We start from the raw sequence: 16,522 nt of genomic DNA, 5'->3' as shown, positions 1-16,522 counted from the left end.
TTGCCGCGTGGCCTCCGGGACGGGCGTGGTTCGAGCCGGATTCCGCGCCGGGTGCGAGTGCCGAAAAGTTTTGGCCACAGTCTCGACGTAAAGGCCGAGCTTGTCAGTCGCGGTCGGCTTTGCCAATTTCAGCTTAGCCGTACGAACGATTGATAGAGACCGTCGCGCAACCGCATCGGGCCGCGGGTCATAGGAAGTCCGGGATCATGATCAGGGACGGTTGGGACGCCGGTGCCGGCGATAAGGATGACGCCGCTCTGCGCGGGCGTCCGGCGGGGCTTCTCAGCCGCCGGTCGTTTCTGGCCGGATCGGCCGCCGGTCTCGGCGCGCTGGGACTGGCCGGCTGCGCGACATCCGACGGCCTGCTCCTCGCCGAGGCGACGAAGGTCTACGGGCCGATGCCGGACGAGAAATTCCCGATTCCGGCGGTCGACATCAGCAAGGTCAACCCGAAATACTATCGTCGGACGGTCCGCTACGACACGAAGGAAGCCGCGGGCACGATCATCGTGGATCCCAGCAACTACTACGTCTACCGCGTCGAGGGCGACGGATCCGCCACCCGGTACGGCGCCAATGTCGGCCGCGACGGGTTCCTGTGGAGCGGCGACGCCTATGTCGGCCGCAAGTCCGAATGGGCTACCTGGACGCCACCCAAGGAGATGATCAAGCGCCAGCCCGAGGCGGCCAAATACGCCCGGGGCATGCCGGGCGGCCTCGACAACCCGCTGGGCGCCCGCACCCTCCATCTCTACCAGAACGGCGCCTATACGCTCTACACGATCTACGCCAGCAGCGACCCGGAATCGATCGGCTCGGGGATCACGAGCGGCTGCGTCGGCCTGCTCAGCCAGGACATGATCCACCTCTACGCGCGCACGCCGGTCAAGACGAAGGTGGTCGTGCTGCCGGCGTAGGCAGCGGACCTTCGACTTCACGCCCGGTGCGGACGGTACCAGCGGACCACGCTTTCCTCCCCCTTGTGGCTTCGGGCTACACAGGTTTGAAGCACACGCGCTCTTGTAGGCCGCGACACGCCCCCTCTCCCGTTCGGGAGAGGGGACCCGCGCCTTCTGCGCCCACGGCATGATCACGGCTACGGTCGAAACCTCTGTAGCCCGTAGCCCTTGTGGGGAGGAGTTGGAGGTGGGGGTGGTTCAGAAGGCACCGCTGCCCCCAATCCTGCACCACCCCCACCCCTGACCCCTCACCACAAGGGGGAGGGGAAAACGCGCGGTTTATCGAGCGCTTACCGCCGAACGCCATCCATGCTCTGAAAGCCAGCCGGGCCCTCGTAAGGGCCGCTCGGCTCACGCCGCCCGCACGGTGGCGAGGAAGCGCGAGACCTCGGCGCCGAGATGCTCCGACTGGCGGGACAGCTCGCCGGCCGCGTCGAGCACTTGGCTCGCGGCGGAGCCGGTCTGCTCGGAAGCCTGGGCGACGCCGGCGATATTGGTCGTGACCTCGTTGGTGCCGGTGGCCGCCTGGGCGACGTTGCGGACGATCTCCTGGGTGGCCGCGCCCTGTTCCTCGACGGCGGCGGCGATCGAGGTCGCCACCGAGTCGATCTCCCGGATGCGCGCCGTGATCGCCCCGATGGCCGTGACGGCCTGACCGGTCACGCCCTGGATCTGGCCGATCTGCTGGCTGATCTCCTCGGTCGCCTTGGCGGTCTGGGCCGCCAGCTCCTTCACCTCGGACGCCACGACGGCGAAGCCACGCCCGGCCTCCCCGGCCCGGGCCGCCTCGATCGTGGCGTTCAGCGCCAGCAGGTTGGTCTGGCCGGCGATGTTGGAGATCAGCGCGACCACGTCGCCGATGCGCGTGGCCGCCTGGCTCAGCGCCTGCACCAGATGCTGGGTCTGGTCCGCCTCGCCGACCGCCGCCTGCGCGAGGCTGGCCGAGCCGAGGACCTGCCGGCCGATCTCCTGGACGGACGAGCCCAGTTCCTCGGCGGCGGCCGCCACGGTCTCGACATTGGCGGCGGCCTCCTCGGCGGCGGCCGCCACATTGTTCGATTGGCTGGCGGTCTGCGTAGCGCTCGCCGTCATGGTCTGGGCCGTCGCCTGCAATTCCGTCGCCGAGGACGAGACCAAGCCGACGATGCCGCCGACGGCGCGCTCGAAGCCGTCGGCGAGTTCCAGCATGGTCCGGGTCCGCTCGGCCGCGGCAGCGGCGTCGGCGAGGCGACGAACCTCGGCCTCTTCGGCGGCCTTCCGGGCGACCATCGCCTTGATGCCATCGACCGCCTTGCCGACCGCGCCGATCTCGTCCTTGCGGGCGGCCTCCGCGATCTCGGCATCGATCTCGCCCCGGGCCATCCGCTGCAGGACGGCGACGAGGCGGTTGAGCGGGCCGGTGATGCCGACTATCGCGATGAACGCCGCCGCGATCAGGCCTGCGAGCATCCCGACGGTGCTGAAGATCATCAGGGTGAAGCGGGTGTCGTTGGTCTGGACCGTCAGGTCGTCGGAGCCCTTCTGCATGTAGGCGTTGATGTCGTTGGCGATCGCGTTGCCGTCCACCGCCAGGCCGGAGAAGGTCGGGTCGATCGCCGAATGGACCAGCGCGATCGCCTGGTCGTTCTGGTTGCTGCTGCCGAGCCGGCGCACCTCGGTCACGTCCTTCAGGAACCGGTCGACGCGCACCCCCAACTCGTCGATCCGGCTGGCGAATTTGGGTGCGCGCTCGCGCAGCGAGGTGAGCGTCGCCTTCAGGTTCGGCACGGCGGCCTCGAAGCCGGCATTAGCGGCCTGGATCTGGGACGCGTCGGTCTCCGCGATGATCCGATAGACGTAATAGTTGAGTTCGAAGACGAAGCGGTTGAGGCGGCGGCCTTCGGCGACGGCGACGGCTTCGTTGGTGATGAACGCGCTGTAGGCGTCGTCGATCTGGCTCATCCGCGACTGGGCGTACCAGACGCCGGCGCCGACCATCACGCCGATCAGGGAGACGATCGTCACCAGCTTGGTGATGATCTTGAGGTTCGACAGGCGCAGCATGTCTGTTCGGTTCCGGCAGGCCAGGTCGGTCCCGAATCGCGGACCTGATCAGGGTCAAGGATGCCAGGAGCTGGTTAATTCTGCCCTAAAATCTGAAACTTTCGCGCGCGACGAAGAAGTTTTTTGATTTCATGGAAATAATTTTGGTAATCGATCGAGAAAATCGAGGCCAACAGAGCCAATTTGAGCAGGAAAAACGATCAAAAAACATAACCGGTTGCGGCTGCGTGTCGGGTTATGTTGAATAATGTCTATAATTTGTGCCAGATCGTCAAGCATCAACTTGTAAGAGAGGTTTGGAGGCCGTGCCAGGGTGGTTGAGCGCCGCGACGGGATGTCCGCCCTTTCCGCCGGGCAGTCATGGCGCCACATAGGCCGCGTCCCGAATTCTTCGCAGGAACCGGAATGTCCAAGCCCGTCCACGCCATGATCCGCGTTCGCGACGAAGAGCGCGCGCGGGATTACTACGCCCGCGCCTTCGGTTTCGAAGTCGCCGACCGCTACGACTTCGACGATTTCACCCTGATCTACCTGCGCGATCCGGCATCGCCGTTCGAGCTCGAGCTCACGGTGAACAAGAGCCGCGACAAGCCCTACGATCTCGGCGACGGCTACGGCCACATCGCCGTGGTGGTCGACGACGTGGAGGCCGAGCATGCCCGCCACGTCCGCGAAGGCTTCACAGCCACCGACGTGAAGACCCTGAAGCACGGCGACACCGTGCTGGCCCGGTTCTTCTTCGCCACGGATCCGGACGGCTACAAGATCGAGGTCATCCAGCGCGGCGGCCGCTTCGCCTGAGCGTTCCGCCCTTCCGACACGAAACACAGCCGAGCCTCATGCCCGAGACCACCCGCATCATCTGCCTCCGCCACGGGGAATCGACCTTCAACGCCGCCCACCGGCTGGGCGGCGGCGATCCCGGCCTCCTCGACGCCCGGCTGACCCCCCGGGGCCAGGCTCAGGCCCGGGAGGCGCGGGAGCGCCTGAAGGACATCCCGTTCGAACTGGTGGTGGTCTCGCCCCTGACCCGGGCGATCGAGACCGCCGCGATCGTATTCGGCGACCACCCGAGCCAGCCGCGGGTGCTGGTCGAGGTGCTGCACCGGGAATGCCAGGAGAGCAGCTGTGATGTCGGCCGGGCGGCTTCCGAGATCGCCGCCGAGTTTCCGCATCTCGATGTCGGGCACCTGCCGGAGGTGTGGTGGCACGCCGAGCCCGGCTGCGAGGTCGGCGGCTACCCGGTGGAGCCGCGCCACCTGTTCGACGCCCGCGTCGCCGGGTTCCGGGACTGGCTGCGGGCGCGCTCCGAGACGACCATCGCGGTGGTCGGCCACGGGACGTTCTTCTATCATCTCACCGGCACGTTCCTTGAGAACTGCGCCTCCATCGAGCTGGATCTCGCCGCCGAGCCCGCCCTGGCCTGATCAGGCCGGCACCCTGCCCCGGGCGGCATCGAGGCGTGCGCGGGCGTCGGGCAAATCGATCGCGGGCGCCTGCCGGCCGATCGTGAGCGCCCTGTCGAGGATCGCGCAGGCCCGCGCCCAGGTGTCGGGCACGAACGGGGCCGCGCCCTCGGCGATTTCGGCGGCGCAGCGGGCATCCTCGGCGGCGCGCTGGGCCGCCGTCGCCGTGCGGGCGACCGCGGATTGCAGCGCGCCATCCCGCCAGCGCCGCGCCCGGGCCGCCTCCTGGGCGAGCGCGCCGCCCTGCCACTCTGCCGAGCGCGCCGCCGCCAACGCCAGGGGCAAATCGGGCGCCCCGGCGCAGGCCTCGGCATGCTCATCCATGCCGGCGCGGCTGCAGAGCGGTGCCAGGATCTGCCGGATGCTCTCCAGGGCGAGGCGATGGGTCCGGGCGGCCTCCACGGCCGGCCGGTCGGCGCTGCCCGAGAGCCGCAGCACGAAGGCGATCAGCTGCGGCCGGGCCTCGTCCGGCATGGCGTCGTTGAGCCCGAGGGCGTAGGCCGCGATCGGCCGGGAGAAGCAGGGCGGGCAATCGGCGCTGGAGCGGATCGCCTTGTAAGGCAGCCCCGCGGCCACGATTGCCGCCTCATTGATGCAGGTCCCGCCATCGGGGCCCGGGAAGGGATGCGATCCGGCGAGCAGGCGCCAGTTCAGGATCGTCTGGAAGTCGGCGTGCATCCGCGCTCCTCCGCCTCAAGATTGCAGCGTGACACGCGCAAGTCCCGTTGGCGAGACGCGATTTCGCGTCCGGCCCCGAGATACCAGGGCGCCGCCCTGGACCCGCAAAAGGCCTCGGCCTTTTGAATCCGGATTTCAGCCGCCGAGGCCGAGCGCCAGGCCGGATAGCATCGCCAGGCCCAGCACCAGCACGAAGGCGGCGGCCACCAGTTCCAGGCCGCCGATCGCCAGCAGGCCCGCTTGGCCGCGGCCGCCGGCGAGGCGCAGGGCCGCGCGCTTGGCGAAGACCGCGAGGCAGGCCAGCGCCGTGGTGGTCAGCGCCGTGCCAAGCGCCATCGCCAGCACCGCCAGGATCCCCGCCCCCGGCACATGCTGCGAGACCGCGAACACCAGAACGAGCACTGCTCCGGAGCAGGGACGCGAACCCGCCGCCAGGACCACGCCGGCACGCGCGCGCCAGGTCTCCAGGGCGTCGAGGGCCCGGGCATCAGGCAGGTGGGCGCATCCGGGGCCGCAGGCCGAGGCCGTGCCCAGTTGCGCGAGCCGGCCGGCCTTGCGCCAGGTCAGCGCCAGCCCGATCAGGGCGACGAGGGCGAAGCTCGCGGTCTCGATCGCGGTTCCGGCGCGGGTCACGCTCGCGGCGGTGGCGTTCAGCACCACGGTGCCGATTCCGACGATCGCCCCGGCGACCAGCGTCTGGAGCAGGGCCGCGCAGATGCTCAAGCCGCAGCCCCGGCGCAAGGCCCGCTCTCCCGCCAGGATGTAGCCGGCGATCACCGCCTTGCCGTGGCCGGGGCCGGCGGCGTGGAAGACGCCATACGCGAAGGCGAGCCCGACCAGCGGCCCCCAATCTCCGCCGCCCTTCAGCGCCACGACGGCGGCGTTGAGGCTGCGCGAAAAGCTCGCCTGGAGCGCCAGGATCACGCCGCCGAGGCCGGTCGCGGCCGGGGCTGCTTCGCGAAAACCGATGCCGAACGGCGAGCGCGCGGGCGGCGCGGCGATTCCGGGGGCGATCAGCCAGGCCAGCCCGGCGACCACCAGCACGGCCAGCACCACGGCGCCGGCCATGAGCCCCAGCCGGAGCCCGAGCCGCAGCCTAAGCCGCTCCGGCCGGGGCGGCGCGTCGAGGCCGATCCCTACGGACACGCGACCAGGATCCGGCTGGCGAACTGGACGCCGTAGGACGAGGCGGCGGTGAGCGCCTCGAAGAACGCCTCGGTCATGCCCGGCGAGCCGGCCTCGGCTGTCTTGGGCTGCTCGGTCTTCGGGCGGGTGATCGTGGCGGCGCAGCCCTGCGGCGCGCCGGCGAGGGTGGCCGCGTCAGGCCCCTCCGCGAGGGAGAAGGACACGAAGTAGGTCGGATCGTAGACTTCCAGGGCGGCGACGCCCCTTCCCTGCTGGACCGGCGCCTTGAGCGGCAGCAGGAAGCTCATGACCAGGGCCTTGCCCTCCAGGCGCATCGCCGGCTCCTTCGGGTCTGCGAAGGCCTGCTCCTTGCCGCCGACCTTCAGCTTCGTGAAGTAGCCGAATTCGGCGAGGTTCGCGGTGTTCTCGGCCGCGAGCCCGGCCAGCTCGTCGGGCGAGAGCGTGCCGTCCTTGTTGGCGTCGAGCCCCTGCGTGACGAAGGCCGTGTACTCGGGATCGAAGCTCCAGGTGTCGCGGACGCCGACGAGCTTGCCGCCGTCGTAGACGAGCTGCGCCTTCGCGGTGACCCAGACATGCGGATGGGCCGAAGCCGCTGTGGCGGCGCAGCCGAGGCCGGCGGCCAGGAGGAGCGCAGAAGCGCTCGGGAAATGCGCGGCGATCGGCATGGGACGGGGGCACGCTCGCGGCCGAGGAGGACGAAGGGAAACGCGATCCCTTCCTCATCCACCGGTTGGGCGAAAGCGAGGCATCGTCCGGTGGTCCGAACCGATCATTCCTGCGCGTCGAGGCCCATCAGCTGAAAGCTCGTCCGCAGATCGTTCGACATCGGGATGTCGAGGCGCTCGCCGTTGGGCAGGCGCTTCAGGAACCAGCGCTCGTAGGTCCAGCGCAATTCGCGGGACTCGGCGAGCCGGGTGAAGGTCTGGGCCACGATCCCGGCGAGCTCGGGATCGTCCTTGCGGAACATGATCCCGTAGGGCTCGTAGGAGAGCTTGTCGGGCAGCACCGTGTAGTTCGCCCCGTCCTGGCCGTCGGTGGCGATCAGCCCGTAGAGCAGCACGTCGTCGGTGGCGAAGGCGTCCGCCTGGCCGGCCTTCACCATCGCGTAGGACGCCGCGTGGTCGGGGGCGGTCACCACCTGCGCCTGGATCTTGAGCTTGGCCAGGAGGTCGCGCACCGCCTTCTCGTTGGTGGTGCCGGCGGTGACCACGACGGTCTTACCGGCGAGATCCCGGTAGGAGGCGATGCCGGATTCCTTCTTCACCAGCAGCTGCGTCGCGCTGATGTAGTCCACCGGCGAGAAGGCGACGCTCCGGCGCCGCTCGGCATTGGCGGTGGTCGAACCGCATTCGAGGTCGATCTTGCCCGAGGTCAGGGCCGGGATGCGGGTCTCGGCGGTGACCGGCGCGTAGCGGACGGTCACCTTACGGCCGATCGCCGCCTGGATGTCGTCGGCGATCTCGCCGCAGAGGTCGATGGCGTAGCCGATCGCCCGGGGGCTGCCGTCCCGATGCTTGCCCTCCACGAAGGAGAACGGCACCGAGCTTTCCCGGTAGCCGAGCACGATCTCGCCGCGCTCGGCCACGCGCTTCAGGGTGCCGGTAAGCACCTCGACGGCGGCGGCGGGGCGCGGGACCGCCGCGAAAGCGAGCACCACTGCCAGGACCGAGCCGAACCGCATCGCCGCCATCCCCGTGTCCTCCGCGTGACCCCGTGCCGCCCTACTCGGCCGGCGATGGGACCGTGCCGACATGGTCGAGGCGCTGGTCGGTCGCTGTGAGCTGGCCCTCCCACTTGGCCACCGCCACGGTGGCGATGCTGTTGCCGAGCACGTTGGTCGCCGAGCGGCCCATATCCAGGAACTGATCGATGCCGATGATCAGCAGCAGGCCGGCTTCGGGGATGTTGAACTGCGTCAGCGTCGCCGAGATCACCACCAGCGAGGCGCGCGGCACGCCGGCCATGCCCTTCGAGGTGACCATCAGCAGGAACAGCATCGTGAGCTGCTGACCCCAGGTGAGCGGGATGTTGTAGGCCTGCGCGATGAACATCACCGCGAAGGTGCAGTACATCATCGAGCCGTCGAGGTTGAACGAGTAGCCCATCGGCAGCACGAACGAGGTGATGCGGTTGGGCACGCCGAACTGCTCGAGATTGGTCAGCATCTTCGGATAGGCGGCCTCGCTCGACGCGGTCGAGAAGGCGAGGACGAACGGCTCCTTGATCAGGTTGAACAGCCGCATGATGCCGTTGCCCCCGAGCATCAGGAAGCCGACGCCCATCAGGAGCGCCCAGAGCACCGCCAGCCCGGCGTAGAACTCGATCAGGAACTTGCCGTAGGTGACCAGGACGCCGATCCCCTGCGTGGTGATCGTCGCGGCGATGGCGGCGAACACCGCCACGGGGGCGAACAGCATCACGTAGCCGGTCACCTTGAGCATGACGTCGGCCAGGCCCTCGATGCCCTGGGCCAGGAAGTGCCCCTTCTCGCCGAGCGCCGCCAGGGCGACGCCGAAGAAGATCGAGAACACCACGATCTGCAGGATCTCGTTGTTGGCCATCGCCTCCACGGCGCTCTTGGGCACCAGGTGGGTGACGAACTCCTTGAGCGATAGCGACGCCGCCTTGAGGCCGGTGCCGGCGCCGACATCGGGCAGCGGCAGGTTCAGGTTGTGACCCGGCTGCATCAGGTTGACCAGGACGAGGCCCAGCATCAGCGAGCAGAACGAGGCGCCGACGAACCAGAGCAGCGCCTTGCCGCCGACCCGGCCGACCGCCGCCGTATCCCCGAGATGCGCGATGCCGACCACCAGGGTCGAGAACACCAGCGGCGCGATGATCATCTTGATCAGCCGCAGGAAGATATCCGAGACCAGCGCGATATAGCCTGCGATCTCCTTGGCGGTCTGCGGATCCGGCCAGGTGATGCTGCAGGCGTAGCCCACCGCGATCCCGAGCAGCATGCCGATGAAAATCAACGTCGTGAGCCGTGAACCCGACATCGGTACTGCTCCTCGTTGCCGCCCGGGATGGACAAGCACTGATTTTCGTTAACGTGAAGCACGAACTACGCCAGATGCAAGCCCATTCGCGGGTTGTTACTGACCCGCCTAACTGTTTTCGCGGGACGTTCGTGCGGGGTTGAAACCTGTGGCCGGAACGCCGCGGCTGCGGTACGGGACTTGCTCTCTCGGCTCGCCTGCCGTTTGTGCAGGCTGGACGAAAAACCTACGCCCGCGAGAGTACATGGACGTTTTCGTACAGCAGCTGATCAACGGGCTTACGCTCGGTTCGATATACGGTCTGATCGCGATCGGTTACACGATGGTGTTCGGCATTATTGGCATGGTGAACTTCGCCCACGGCGATGTGTTTATGGTGTCCTGCTTCATTGCTCTGATCACCTTCCTTCTTCTGACGACGTGGCTGGGGGTCAGTTCGATCGCCCTGGCGTTCCTGGTCGTCCTCGTGGTCGCCATGGTGCTGACCGCCCTGTGGGGCTGGGCGATCGAGCGCATCGCCTACCGGCCCCTGCGCGGCTCGTTCCGGCTGGCGCCGCTGATCTCCGCGATCGGCGTCTCGATCTTCCTGTCGAACTTCGTCCAGGTGGTGCAGGGCGCGCGCAACAAGCCGACGCCGCCGATGCTGTCGGGGGGAATCACGCTGTTCGAGCGCGACGGCTACGCGGTGTTCCTGGCCTACAAGCAGTGCCTGATCATGGTGGTCACCGCCGTGCTGCTCACCGGCTTCTGGTATCTCGTGCAGCGGACCCCGTTCGGCCGGGCGCAGCGCGCCTGCGAGCAGGACCGCAAGATGGCGGCACTCCTGGGCATCGACGTCGACCGGACGATCTCGCTGACCTTCGTGCTCGGCGCCGCGCTGGCGGCCGTCGCGGGCGTCCTCTACCTGATGTATTACGGCGTCGTGTCCTTCTCGGACGGGTTCGTGCCCGGCGTGAAGGCCTTCACCGCGGCGGTGCTCGGCGGCATCGGCTCGCTGCCCGGCGCCGTGCTCGGCGGCCTGATCATCGGGCTGATCGAGACGTTCTGGTCGGCCTACTTCTCCATCGAGTACAAGGATGTCGCCGCGTTCTCGATCCTGGCCATCGTGCTGATCTTCATGCCGTCCGGTATCCTGGGTCGGCCGGAGGTCGAGAAGGTCTGATGGCTCACTCCTCGTCTACGACCCAAGCCGCCGCGATTCCCCAATCCGCGATGGCCGGCATCCTGCGCGACGCCGCGCTCTACGCGCTCGTCGCCTTCGGCCTCTGCGTGCCGATCATCGCGTACCGGACCGATCCCGGCCCGGGCAGCGACCTCCTGCTCACCCCGCGGTGGGGCCTCGTGGCGTGCCTGTGCGCGGCGGTCTTCGTCGTCCGCATCCTCCAGCGGCTGATCCTCCTGCGCCGGGATGCCCGCCGCGCCCTGACCCCCTCCCCGGCCCAGGCCACGGAGGCGGTCCACGGCGAGCCCGATGCCGGCCAGAAGACCTCCAAGCTCGGCCTCTGGCTGTTCGTCGGCATCGCCCTGACCCTGCCGGCGCTCGCGGCGGCGGCCACCGGCGGTCTGTCCTCGGCCCGGTACTGGATCGATCTCGGGATCCTGATCCTGACCTACGTGATGCTCGGCTGGGGCCTGAACATCGTGGTCGGCCTCGCCGGCCTGCTCGATCTCGGCTACGTCGCCTTCTACGCGGTCGGGGCCTATTCCTACGCGCTCCTATCGACCACGTTCGGCCTGTCGTTCTGGATCTGCCTGCCCCTGGCGGGCGTGTTCGCCGGCTTGTGGGGGATGCTGCTCGGCTTCCCCGTGCTGCGCCTGCGGGGCGACTACCTCGCCATCGTAACGCTGGCCTTCGGCGAGATCATCCGGCTGGTGCTGATCAACTGGACCGACGTGACCGGCGGTGGCGCCGGCATCTCGTCGATCCCGCGGGCAACCTTCTTCGGCATCCCGTTCAGCGCCGGCGAGGACGGCTTCGCCGCCCGGTTCGGCATTCCCTACGATTCGATGCACCGGCTGGTGTTCCTCTACTACCTCATCCTGGCGCTGGCCCTGTTCACCAACTTCGTCACCCTGCGCCTGCGGCGCCTGCCGATCGGGCGGGCCTGGGAGGCCCTGCGCGAGGACGAGATCGCGTGCCGGTCGCTCGGCATCGACACCACGGCCACCAAGCTCACGGCCTTCGCCCTGGGGGCGGCGTTCGGTGGCATCGCCGGCTCGTTCTTCGCGGTGCGCCAGGGCTTCATCAGCCCGGAGAGCTTCAACTTCCTGGAGAGCGCGATCATCCTGGCGATCGTGGTGCTGGGCGGCATGGGCAGCCAGGTCGGCGTCGCCATCGCGGCGGTGGCCATGGTCGGCGGCCCGGAAATGCTGCGCAATCTCGGCTTCCTCAAAGCCGTGTTCGGCGAGGGGTTCGACCCGAACGAGTACCGCCTGCTGCTGTTCGGCCTCGCCATGGTGGCGATGATGGTCTGGCGGCCCCGCGGGCTGATCTCGGTGCGCCTGCCCTCGGTGTCGCTGGGCGAGCGCCGCGCCGTCTCGGGCGCGCATGTGAGCGAGGGGCACGGCTGATGGCGCTTCATCCGGATCCCCGGGCGGCGGCGCAGGCCCCCGCCCCGTCGGTGCTCGCCGTCGAGCACCTGACCATGCGGTTCGGCGGGCTCACCGCCGTCTCCGACCTGTCCTTCGAGGCCAGGCGCGGCGACATCACCGCCCTGATCGGCCCGAACGGGGCCGGCAAGACCACGGTGTTCAACTGCATCACCGGCTTCTACAAGCCGACCGAGGGCATGCTGCGGCTGGCCCATGACGACGGCACCACGCATCTGCTGGAGCGGCTGCCGAACCACGCGGTCAACCGCACCGCCCGGGTGGCGCGGACCTTCCAGAACATCCGCCTGTTCCAGGGCATGACCGTGCTGGAGAACCTGCTGGTCGCCCAGCACAAGCCGCTGATGCGCGCCTCGGGCTACACCCTGTTCGGGCTCTTGGGCCTCAAGGGCTACCGGGACGCGCAAGCCGAGGCGATCGAGCGGGCCAAGGCCTGGCTCGACCGGATCGACCTGATGGCGCGGGCCGACGACCCGGCCGGCGCCCTGCCCTACGGCGCCCAGCGCCGGCTGGAGATCGCCCGGGCGATGTGCACCGACCCGGTGCTGCTTTGCCTCGACGAGCCCGCTGCGGGCCTCAACCCTCGCGAATCCGCCGAGCTCAACGCGCTGCTGCGCCATATTCGCGACGCTCACGACACCTCCGTGCTCCTGATCGAGCACGACATGTCGGTGGTCATGGAGATCTCCGACCACGTGGTCGTGCTGGATTACGGCCAGAAGATCGCCGATGGCTCCCCGGCCGAGGTGCGGGCGGATCCGAAGGTGATCGCCGCCTATCTGGGCGTCGAGGATGACGAGGTGGAAGCCGTGGAGGCCGAGGTCGGCATCACCGTGCCGCACGGGGATCCGACTCTTCCGGACGTGAACCGCTCGGAGGTGTCGGTATGAGCGTGGCCGGCATCAACGTCCTGGTCGAGGAGACACGGGCGATCCAGGCGGGGGGCAAGCCCCCGCTCCTCGCGGTGCGCGACGTCTCCACCTATTACGGCAGCGTCGCCGCCCTCCGGGGCGTCGATATCGATGTCGCCGACGGTGAGATCGTCACCCTGATCGGCGCCAACGGCGCCGGCAAATCGACCCTGATGATGACGATCTTCGGCAGCCCCCAGGCGCGCACGGGGACGATCACCTATGACGGGCGCGACATCACCCGGCTGCCGACCCACGCCATCGCCCGGCTGGGCGTCGCCCAGTCGCCGGAGGGCCGCCGGGTCTTCCCGCGCATGAGCGTGTTCGAGAACCTCCAGATGGGCGCCTCGCTCCACGGCGAGCGCCACTTTCAGGAGGATCTGGAGAAGGTCTGCACCCTGTTCCCCCGCGTGAAGGAACGCCTGCACCAGCGGGCCGGCACGATGTCGGGCGGCGAGCAGCAGATGCTCGCCATCGCCCGCGCCCTGATGAGCCGCCCGCGCCTGCTGCTCCTGGACGAGCCCTCGCTCGGCCTGGCGCCGCTGGTGGTGAAGGGCATCTTCGACGCGATCCGTGAGCTGAACCGCACGGACGGCATGACGATCTTCCTGGTGGAGCAGAACGCCTACCACGCCCTGAAGCTCGCCCATCGCGGCTACGTGCTGGTCAACGGCCGGGTCACGATGAGCGGAACCGGGCGGGCGCTGCTCGACGATCCGAACGTCAAGGCGGCTTATCTTGAGGGGGGCCATACCGGCCCGGTCGGCGCATGAGCATGCTGCAGGGGATCCTGTACGAGGAGGAATCGGCCTGGCTGTTCCTGCTCGTCACCGTGGTGATGGGCGGCTGGGCCGGCTGGATGGCCGCCCGCGCGATCGCCCGGGGCTGGCGGCCGTTCTGGCAATGCGTGGCCGCGCTGCTCCTCGTGGCTGCGGCCGTGCGCTTCATCCATTTCGCGTTGTTTTCCGGGACGCTGGTCTCACCGCACTACTATGCGGTGGACGCGATCGTGGTCATGATCATCGGCACGATCGGCTTTCGGGTCACGCGCACGCGCCAGATGACGAGCCAGTACCGCTGGCTCTACGAGAAGACCTCTCCCCTGACGTGGCGCGAGCGGGCGCCCGTCTCCGGTGAGGTCGGGTGAGTTCGGCCGGATCCACCGGGGCGGACTAACGATCGAAGGGGATGTTCGCGATGAGATCGATTCTGTTGGCCGGGCTCGCCCTCGGCACGCTGATCGCTGCGGCCCAAGCTGCAGAGGTCAAGCTCGGCGTCGCCGCGCCGATCACCGGCAACAGCGCCGCCATCGGGGCGCAGATCAAGAACGGCGCCAGCCAGGCCGTCGAGGACCTCAACAAGGCCGGCACCCTCAAGGGCACGACCCTGACGGTCACGGTCGGCGACGACGCCTCCGACCCCAAGCAGGGCGTCTCGGTCGCCAACAAGTTCGCCAGCGACGGCGTGAAGGTTGTGGTCGGCGACTATAACTCCGGCGTGTCGATCCCGGCCTCCGACGTCTATCTCGACGCCGGCATCATCCAGGTCACTCCGGCTTCCACCAACGTGAAGTTCACCGAGCGCGGGATGTGGAACACCTTCCGCACCTGTGGCCGCGACGACCAGCAGGGCGCGGTGGCGGGGACCTATCTGGCCGGCCACTTCAAGGACAAGAAGATCGCCTTCGTCCACGACAAGACTCCCTACGGCAAGGGCCTGGCCGATGAGACGCTGATGGTTCTGAAGGCCAAGGGCGTGAAGCCGGTACTGTTCGAGGGCATCAACCCCGGCGAGAAGGATTACTCGGCGCTGGTCTCGAAGCTGAAATCGGCCAATGTCGATGTGGTCTATTTCGGCGGCTACTACACCGAGGCCGGGCTGATCCTGCGCCAGATGCGCGACCAGGGCCTGAAGGCCCCGCTGATGGGCGGCGACGGCATGGTCGACCGCGAGCTGGTGGCGATCGCCGGCCCGGCCGCCGAGGGCACGCTGACCACCTTCCCGCCGGATGCCCGCAAGAACCCGAACGCCAAGGCGGCGCTCGCCGCGTTCAAGGCCAAGAACATCGATCCCGAGGGCTACACGCTCTACTCCTACGCCGCCGTGCAGGTGCTCGCCAAGGCGATGGCCGAGACCGGCTCCAGCGACGGCAAGAAGCTCGCCGAGTGGCTGCACCAGGGCAAGCCGGTCGACACGGTGGTCGGCCCGATCGCCTACGACAAGAAGGGCGACATCACCCGGCCGGACTACGTCCTGTACGAGTGGAAGAAGGGTCCCGACGGCAAGATCGACTACACCAATAACGAACTGACCAAGTAATCCGTACCACTCTTCCGACCGGCGCCGTCCCGCACGACCCTGCGGGACGGCGTCCGTGTGTTCGACGCGGTGGATTCGTCAGCCTTAATCGCCAATCCAGCCCTCCCGCCCCGTGCGTACGCCCAAGAATTGTGCAAGATGTCGGCGGCGCGAGCGAGCCGTCGACTCGACGTGCCGGAGGAGACCGGATGACGGGAGCGGAACAGGCGACCGTGGATGCGCGCGCGACGGTGGTGTTTGTTCGTCCGTCGTCTGCCACGGTCCTGTGTGGCGCTTCTGCCAGCCTCCCGGCACCATCATTGCAAAGGCGTCGCCCGAACGGGCGGCCCCGAGCGCCGAGCCGCCAGCCGATCCCGTTCGGCCTGATCCAGGAGTTCCGTACCGATGCAGTCTGATATCGCTCGCCGCGGCCTTGCCGCGGCGCTCGGCCTGAGCCTCGCCCTGGCCCCCCTCAGCCTCCGGGCCGAGGAACTGACCGGTACCCTCAAGAAGGTGAAGGATAGCGGAGCCATCGTCATCGGCTACCGCGACGCCTCGGTGCCATTCTCCTATCTCGGCGGCGACCAGAAGCCGATCGGCTACGCCCTCGACATCTGCTTCAAGATCGCCGACGCCGTGAAGGCCAATCTCGGCCTGCCGAACCTCGAGGTGAAGCTCAACCCGGTCACCTCCGCCACCCGCATCCCGCTGATGGCGAACGGCACGATCGACCTCGAATGCGGCTCGACCACCAACAACGCCGAGCGCGAGAAGCAGGTGAACTTCACCAACTCGCACTTCCTGACCGCGACCCGCTACGTCTCGAAGAAGTCGTCGAACCTGCACACGATCGACGACCTGAAGGGCAAGACCGTGGTCTCGACCTCGGGCACCACGAACATCAAGCAGATCAACGAGGCCAACACCGAGCGGAAGCTCGGCCTGACGATCCTGCCCGCCAAGGACCACGCCGAGGCGTTCCTGATGGTCGAGACCGGCCGTGCCGTCGCCTTTGTGATGGACGACGTGCTGCTCGCCTCGCTCGCCGCCTCCGCCAAGGACCCGTCGGCCTACGAGATCTCCACCGAGGCGCTGTCGAAGCCCGAGCCCTACGGCATCATGCTGCGCAAGGACGACGCGCCGTTCAAGAAGGTCGCCGACGAGGCCACCGCCAAGCTCTACACGAGCCCCGAGGGCAAGGCGCTCTACGACAAGTGGTTCACCAAGCCGATCCCGCCGCGCAACATCAACCTCAACCTGCCGATGAGCGCGGAGATGACCAAGCAGTTCAAGACCCCGATCGCCAGCCCCGATCCGGCGGCCTACTGAGCGTTCACCGAGGATGCTGCGCACCGCGGGCTTTTGATGTCCGCGGTGCGTCACGGCACGTTCAAAGCCTTTCGAGCGTC

Annotated in this window: 16 protein-coding genes; 10 read left to right on the top strand and 6 right to left on the bottom strand. The window is 68.2% G+C overall.

All coding sequences use genetic code 11. The features are described from left to right. The first annotated feature begins 206 nt into the window (after positions 1–206). Positions 207–917, top strand: a complete 711-nt coding sequence (locus BM228_RS08740) for a L,D-transpeptidase (RefSeq protein WP_092039049.1) — start codon at positions 207–209, stop codon at positions 915–917. Positions 918–1,310: 393 nt separating this feature from the next. Here BM228_RS08740 and BM228_RS08735 read toward each other — a convergent pair whose 3' ends face one another. Next, on the bottom strand, positions 1,311–3,002 hold the full coding sequence (locus BM228_RS08735) for a methyl-accepting chemotaxis protein (RefSeq protein WP_092039047.1): 1,692 nt from the start codon (positions 3,000–3,002) through the stop codon (positions 1,311–1,313). Between the two features lie 405 nt (positions 3,003–3,407). Between BM228_RS08735 and BM228_RS08730 the strand changes: the two genes are divergently transcribed. Both BM228_RS08730 and BM228_RS08725 read left to right on the top strand, forming a co-directional pair. Continuing rightward, positions 3,408–3,803, top strand: coding sequence for a VOC family protein (locus tag BM228_RS08730; RefSeq protein ID WP_092039045.1), 396 nt, complete (start codon positions 3,408–3,410; stop codon positions 3,801–3,803). 38 nt (positions 3,804–3,841) lie between these two features. After that, the gene (locus tag BM228_RS08725) at positions 3,842–4,429 is read left to right on the top strand and encodes a histidine phosphatase family protein (RefSeq protein ID WP_092039043.1); all 588 of its coding nucleotides are present in this window, start codon (positions 3,842–3,844) and stop codon (positions 4,427–4,429) included. On the opposite strand, the gene BM228_RS08720 is transcribed toward BM228_RS08725, so the two are convergent. The 5 genes from BM228_RS08720 to BM228_RS08700 all read right to left on the bottom strand — a co-directional run bounded on the left by BM228_RS08720 (position 4,430) and on the right by BM228_RS08700 (position 9,294). Then, positions 4,430–5,146, bottom strand: coding sequence for a hypothetical protein (locus tag BM228_RS08720; protein ID WP_092039041.1), 717 nt, complete (start codon positions 5,144–5,146; stop codon positions 4,430–4,432). It abuts the gene before it with no gap. Between the two features lie 135 nt (positions 5,147–5,281). Further along, positions 5,282–6,292, bottom strand: coding sequence for a nickel/cobalt transporter (locus BM228_RS08715; RefSeq protein ID WP_244537068.1), 1,011 nt, complete (start codon positions 6,290–6,292; stop codon positions 5,282–5,284). Beyond that, a complete protein-coding gene (locus tag BM228_RS08710; protein WP_092039039.1) occupies positions 6,283–6,957 on the bottom strand; it encodes a DUF1007 family protein in 675 nt (224 codons plus the stop codon). Before BM228_RS08710 ends, BM228_RS08715 begins: the two co-directional genes overlap by 10 nt. Positions 6,958–7,061: 104 nt before the next feature. Beyond that, complete coding sequence (locus BM228_RS08705) at positions 7,062–7,982, bottom strand: amino acid ABC transporter substrate-binding protein (protein ID WP_425284924.1); 921 nt, start codon at positions 7,980–7,982, stop codon at positions 7,062–7,064. A 31-nt stretch (positions 7,983–8,013) separates the two neighbouring features. Continuing rightward, complete coding sequence (locus BM228_RS08700; RefSeq protein ID WP_092039037.1) at positions 8,014–9,294, bottom strand: dicarboxylate/amino acid:cation symporter; 1,281 nt, start codon at positions 9,292–9,294, stop codon at positions 8,014–8,016. A 244-nt stretch (positions 9,295–9,538) separates the two neighbouring features. Here BM228_RS08700 and BM228_RS08695 point away from each other — a divergent pair, with 244 nt between their 5' ends. The 7 genes from BM228_RS08695 to BM228_RS08665 all read left to right on the top strand — a co-directional run bounded on the left by BM228_RS08695 (position 9,539) and on the right by BM228_RS08665 (position 16,442). Continuing rightward, on the top strand, positions 9,539–10,456 hold the full coding sequence (locus tag BM228_RS08695) for a branched-chain amino acid ABC transporter permease (protein WP_092039035.1): 918 nt from the start codon (positions 9,539–9,541) through the stop codon (positions 10,454–10,456). After that, complete coding sequence (gene livM, locus BM228_RS08690; RefSeq protein ID WP_092039033.1) at positions 10,456–11,865, top strand: high-affinity branched-chain amino acid ABC transporter permease LivM; 1,410 nt, start codon at positions 10,456–10,458, stop codon at positions 11,863–11,865. Before BM228_RS08695 ends, livM begins: the two co-directional genes overlap by 1 nt. Continuing rightward, on the top strand, positions 11,865–12,794 hold the full coding sequence (locus BM228_RS08685) for an ABC transporter ATP-binding protein (RefSeq protein WP_092039031.1): 930 nt from the start codon (positions 11,865–11,867) through the stop codon (positions 12,792–12,794). The genes livM and BM228_RS08685 overlap by 1 nt, the downstream gene beginning before the upstream one ends. Beyond that, positions 12,791–13,588 (top strand): ABC transporter ATP-binding protein, encoded by a 798-nt coding sequence (locus BM228_RS08680; RefSeq protein WP_092039029.1) that lies wholly within the window; start codon positions 12,791–12,793, stop codon positions 13,586–13,588. The genes BM228_RS08685 and BM228_RS08680 overlap by 4 nt, the downstream gene beginning before the upstream one ends. Further along, on the top strand, positions 13,585–13,962 hold the full coding sequence (locus BM228_RS08675; protein ID WP_208612005.1) for a DUF6867 family protein: 378 nt from the start codon (positions 13,585–13,587) through the stop codon (positions 13,960–13,962). Before BM228_RS08680 ends, BM228_RS08675 begins: the two co-directional genes overlap by 4 nt. Positions 13,963–14,012: 50 nt before the next feature. Beyond that, entirely contained in the window at positions 14,013–15,134 is a 1,122-nt protein-coding gene (locus BM228_RS08670) for a branched-chain amino acid ABC transporter substrate-binding protein (RefSeq protein WP_092039161.1), read from the top strand. Positions 15,135–15,518: 384 nt separating this feature from the next. Beyond that, the gene (locus BM228_RS08665) at positions 15,519–16,442 is read left to right on the top strand and encodes an amino acid ABC transporter substrate-binding protein (RefSeq protein ID WP_092039027.1); all 924 of its coding nucleotides are present in this window, start codon (positions 15,519–15,521) and stop codon (positions 16,440–16,442) included. The last annotated feature ends 80 nt before the right edge of the window (positions 16,443–16,522 follow it).

Source organism: Methylobacterium pseudosasicola (assembly GCF_900114535.1).
Classification (GTDB): domain Bacteria; phylum Pseudomonadota; class Alphaproteobacteria; order Rhizobiales; family Beijerinckiaceae; genus Methylobacterium; species Methylobacterium pseudosasicola.
Note: the sequence above shows the minus strand (reverse complement) of the source record. Positions and strands in the feature narration are given on the sequence as shown.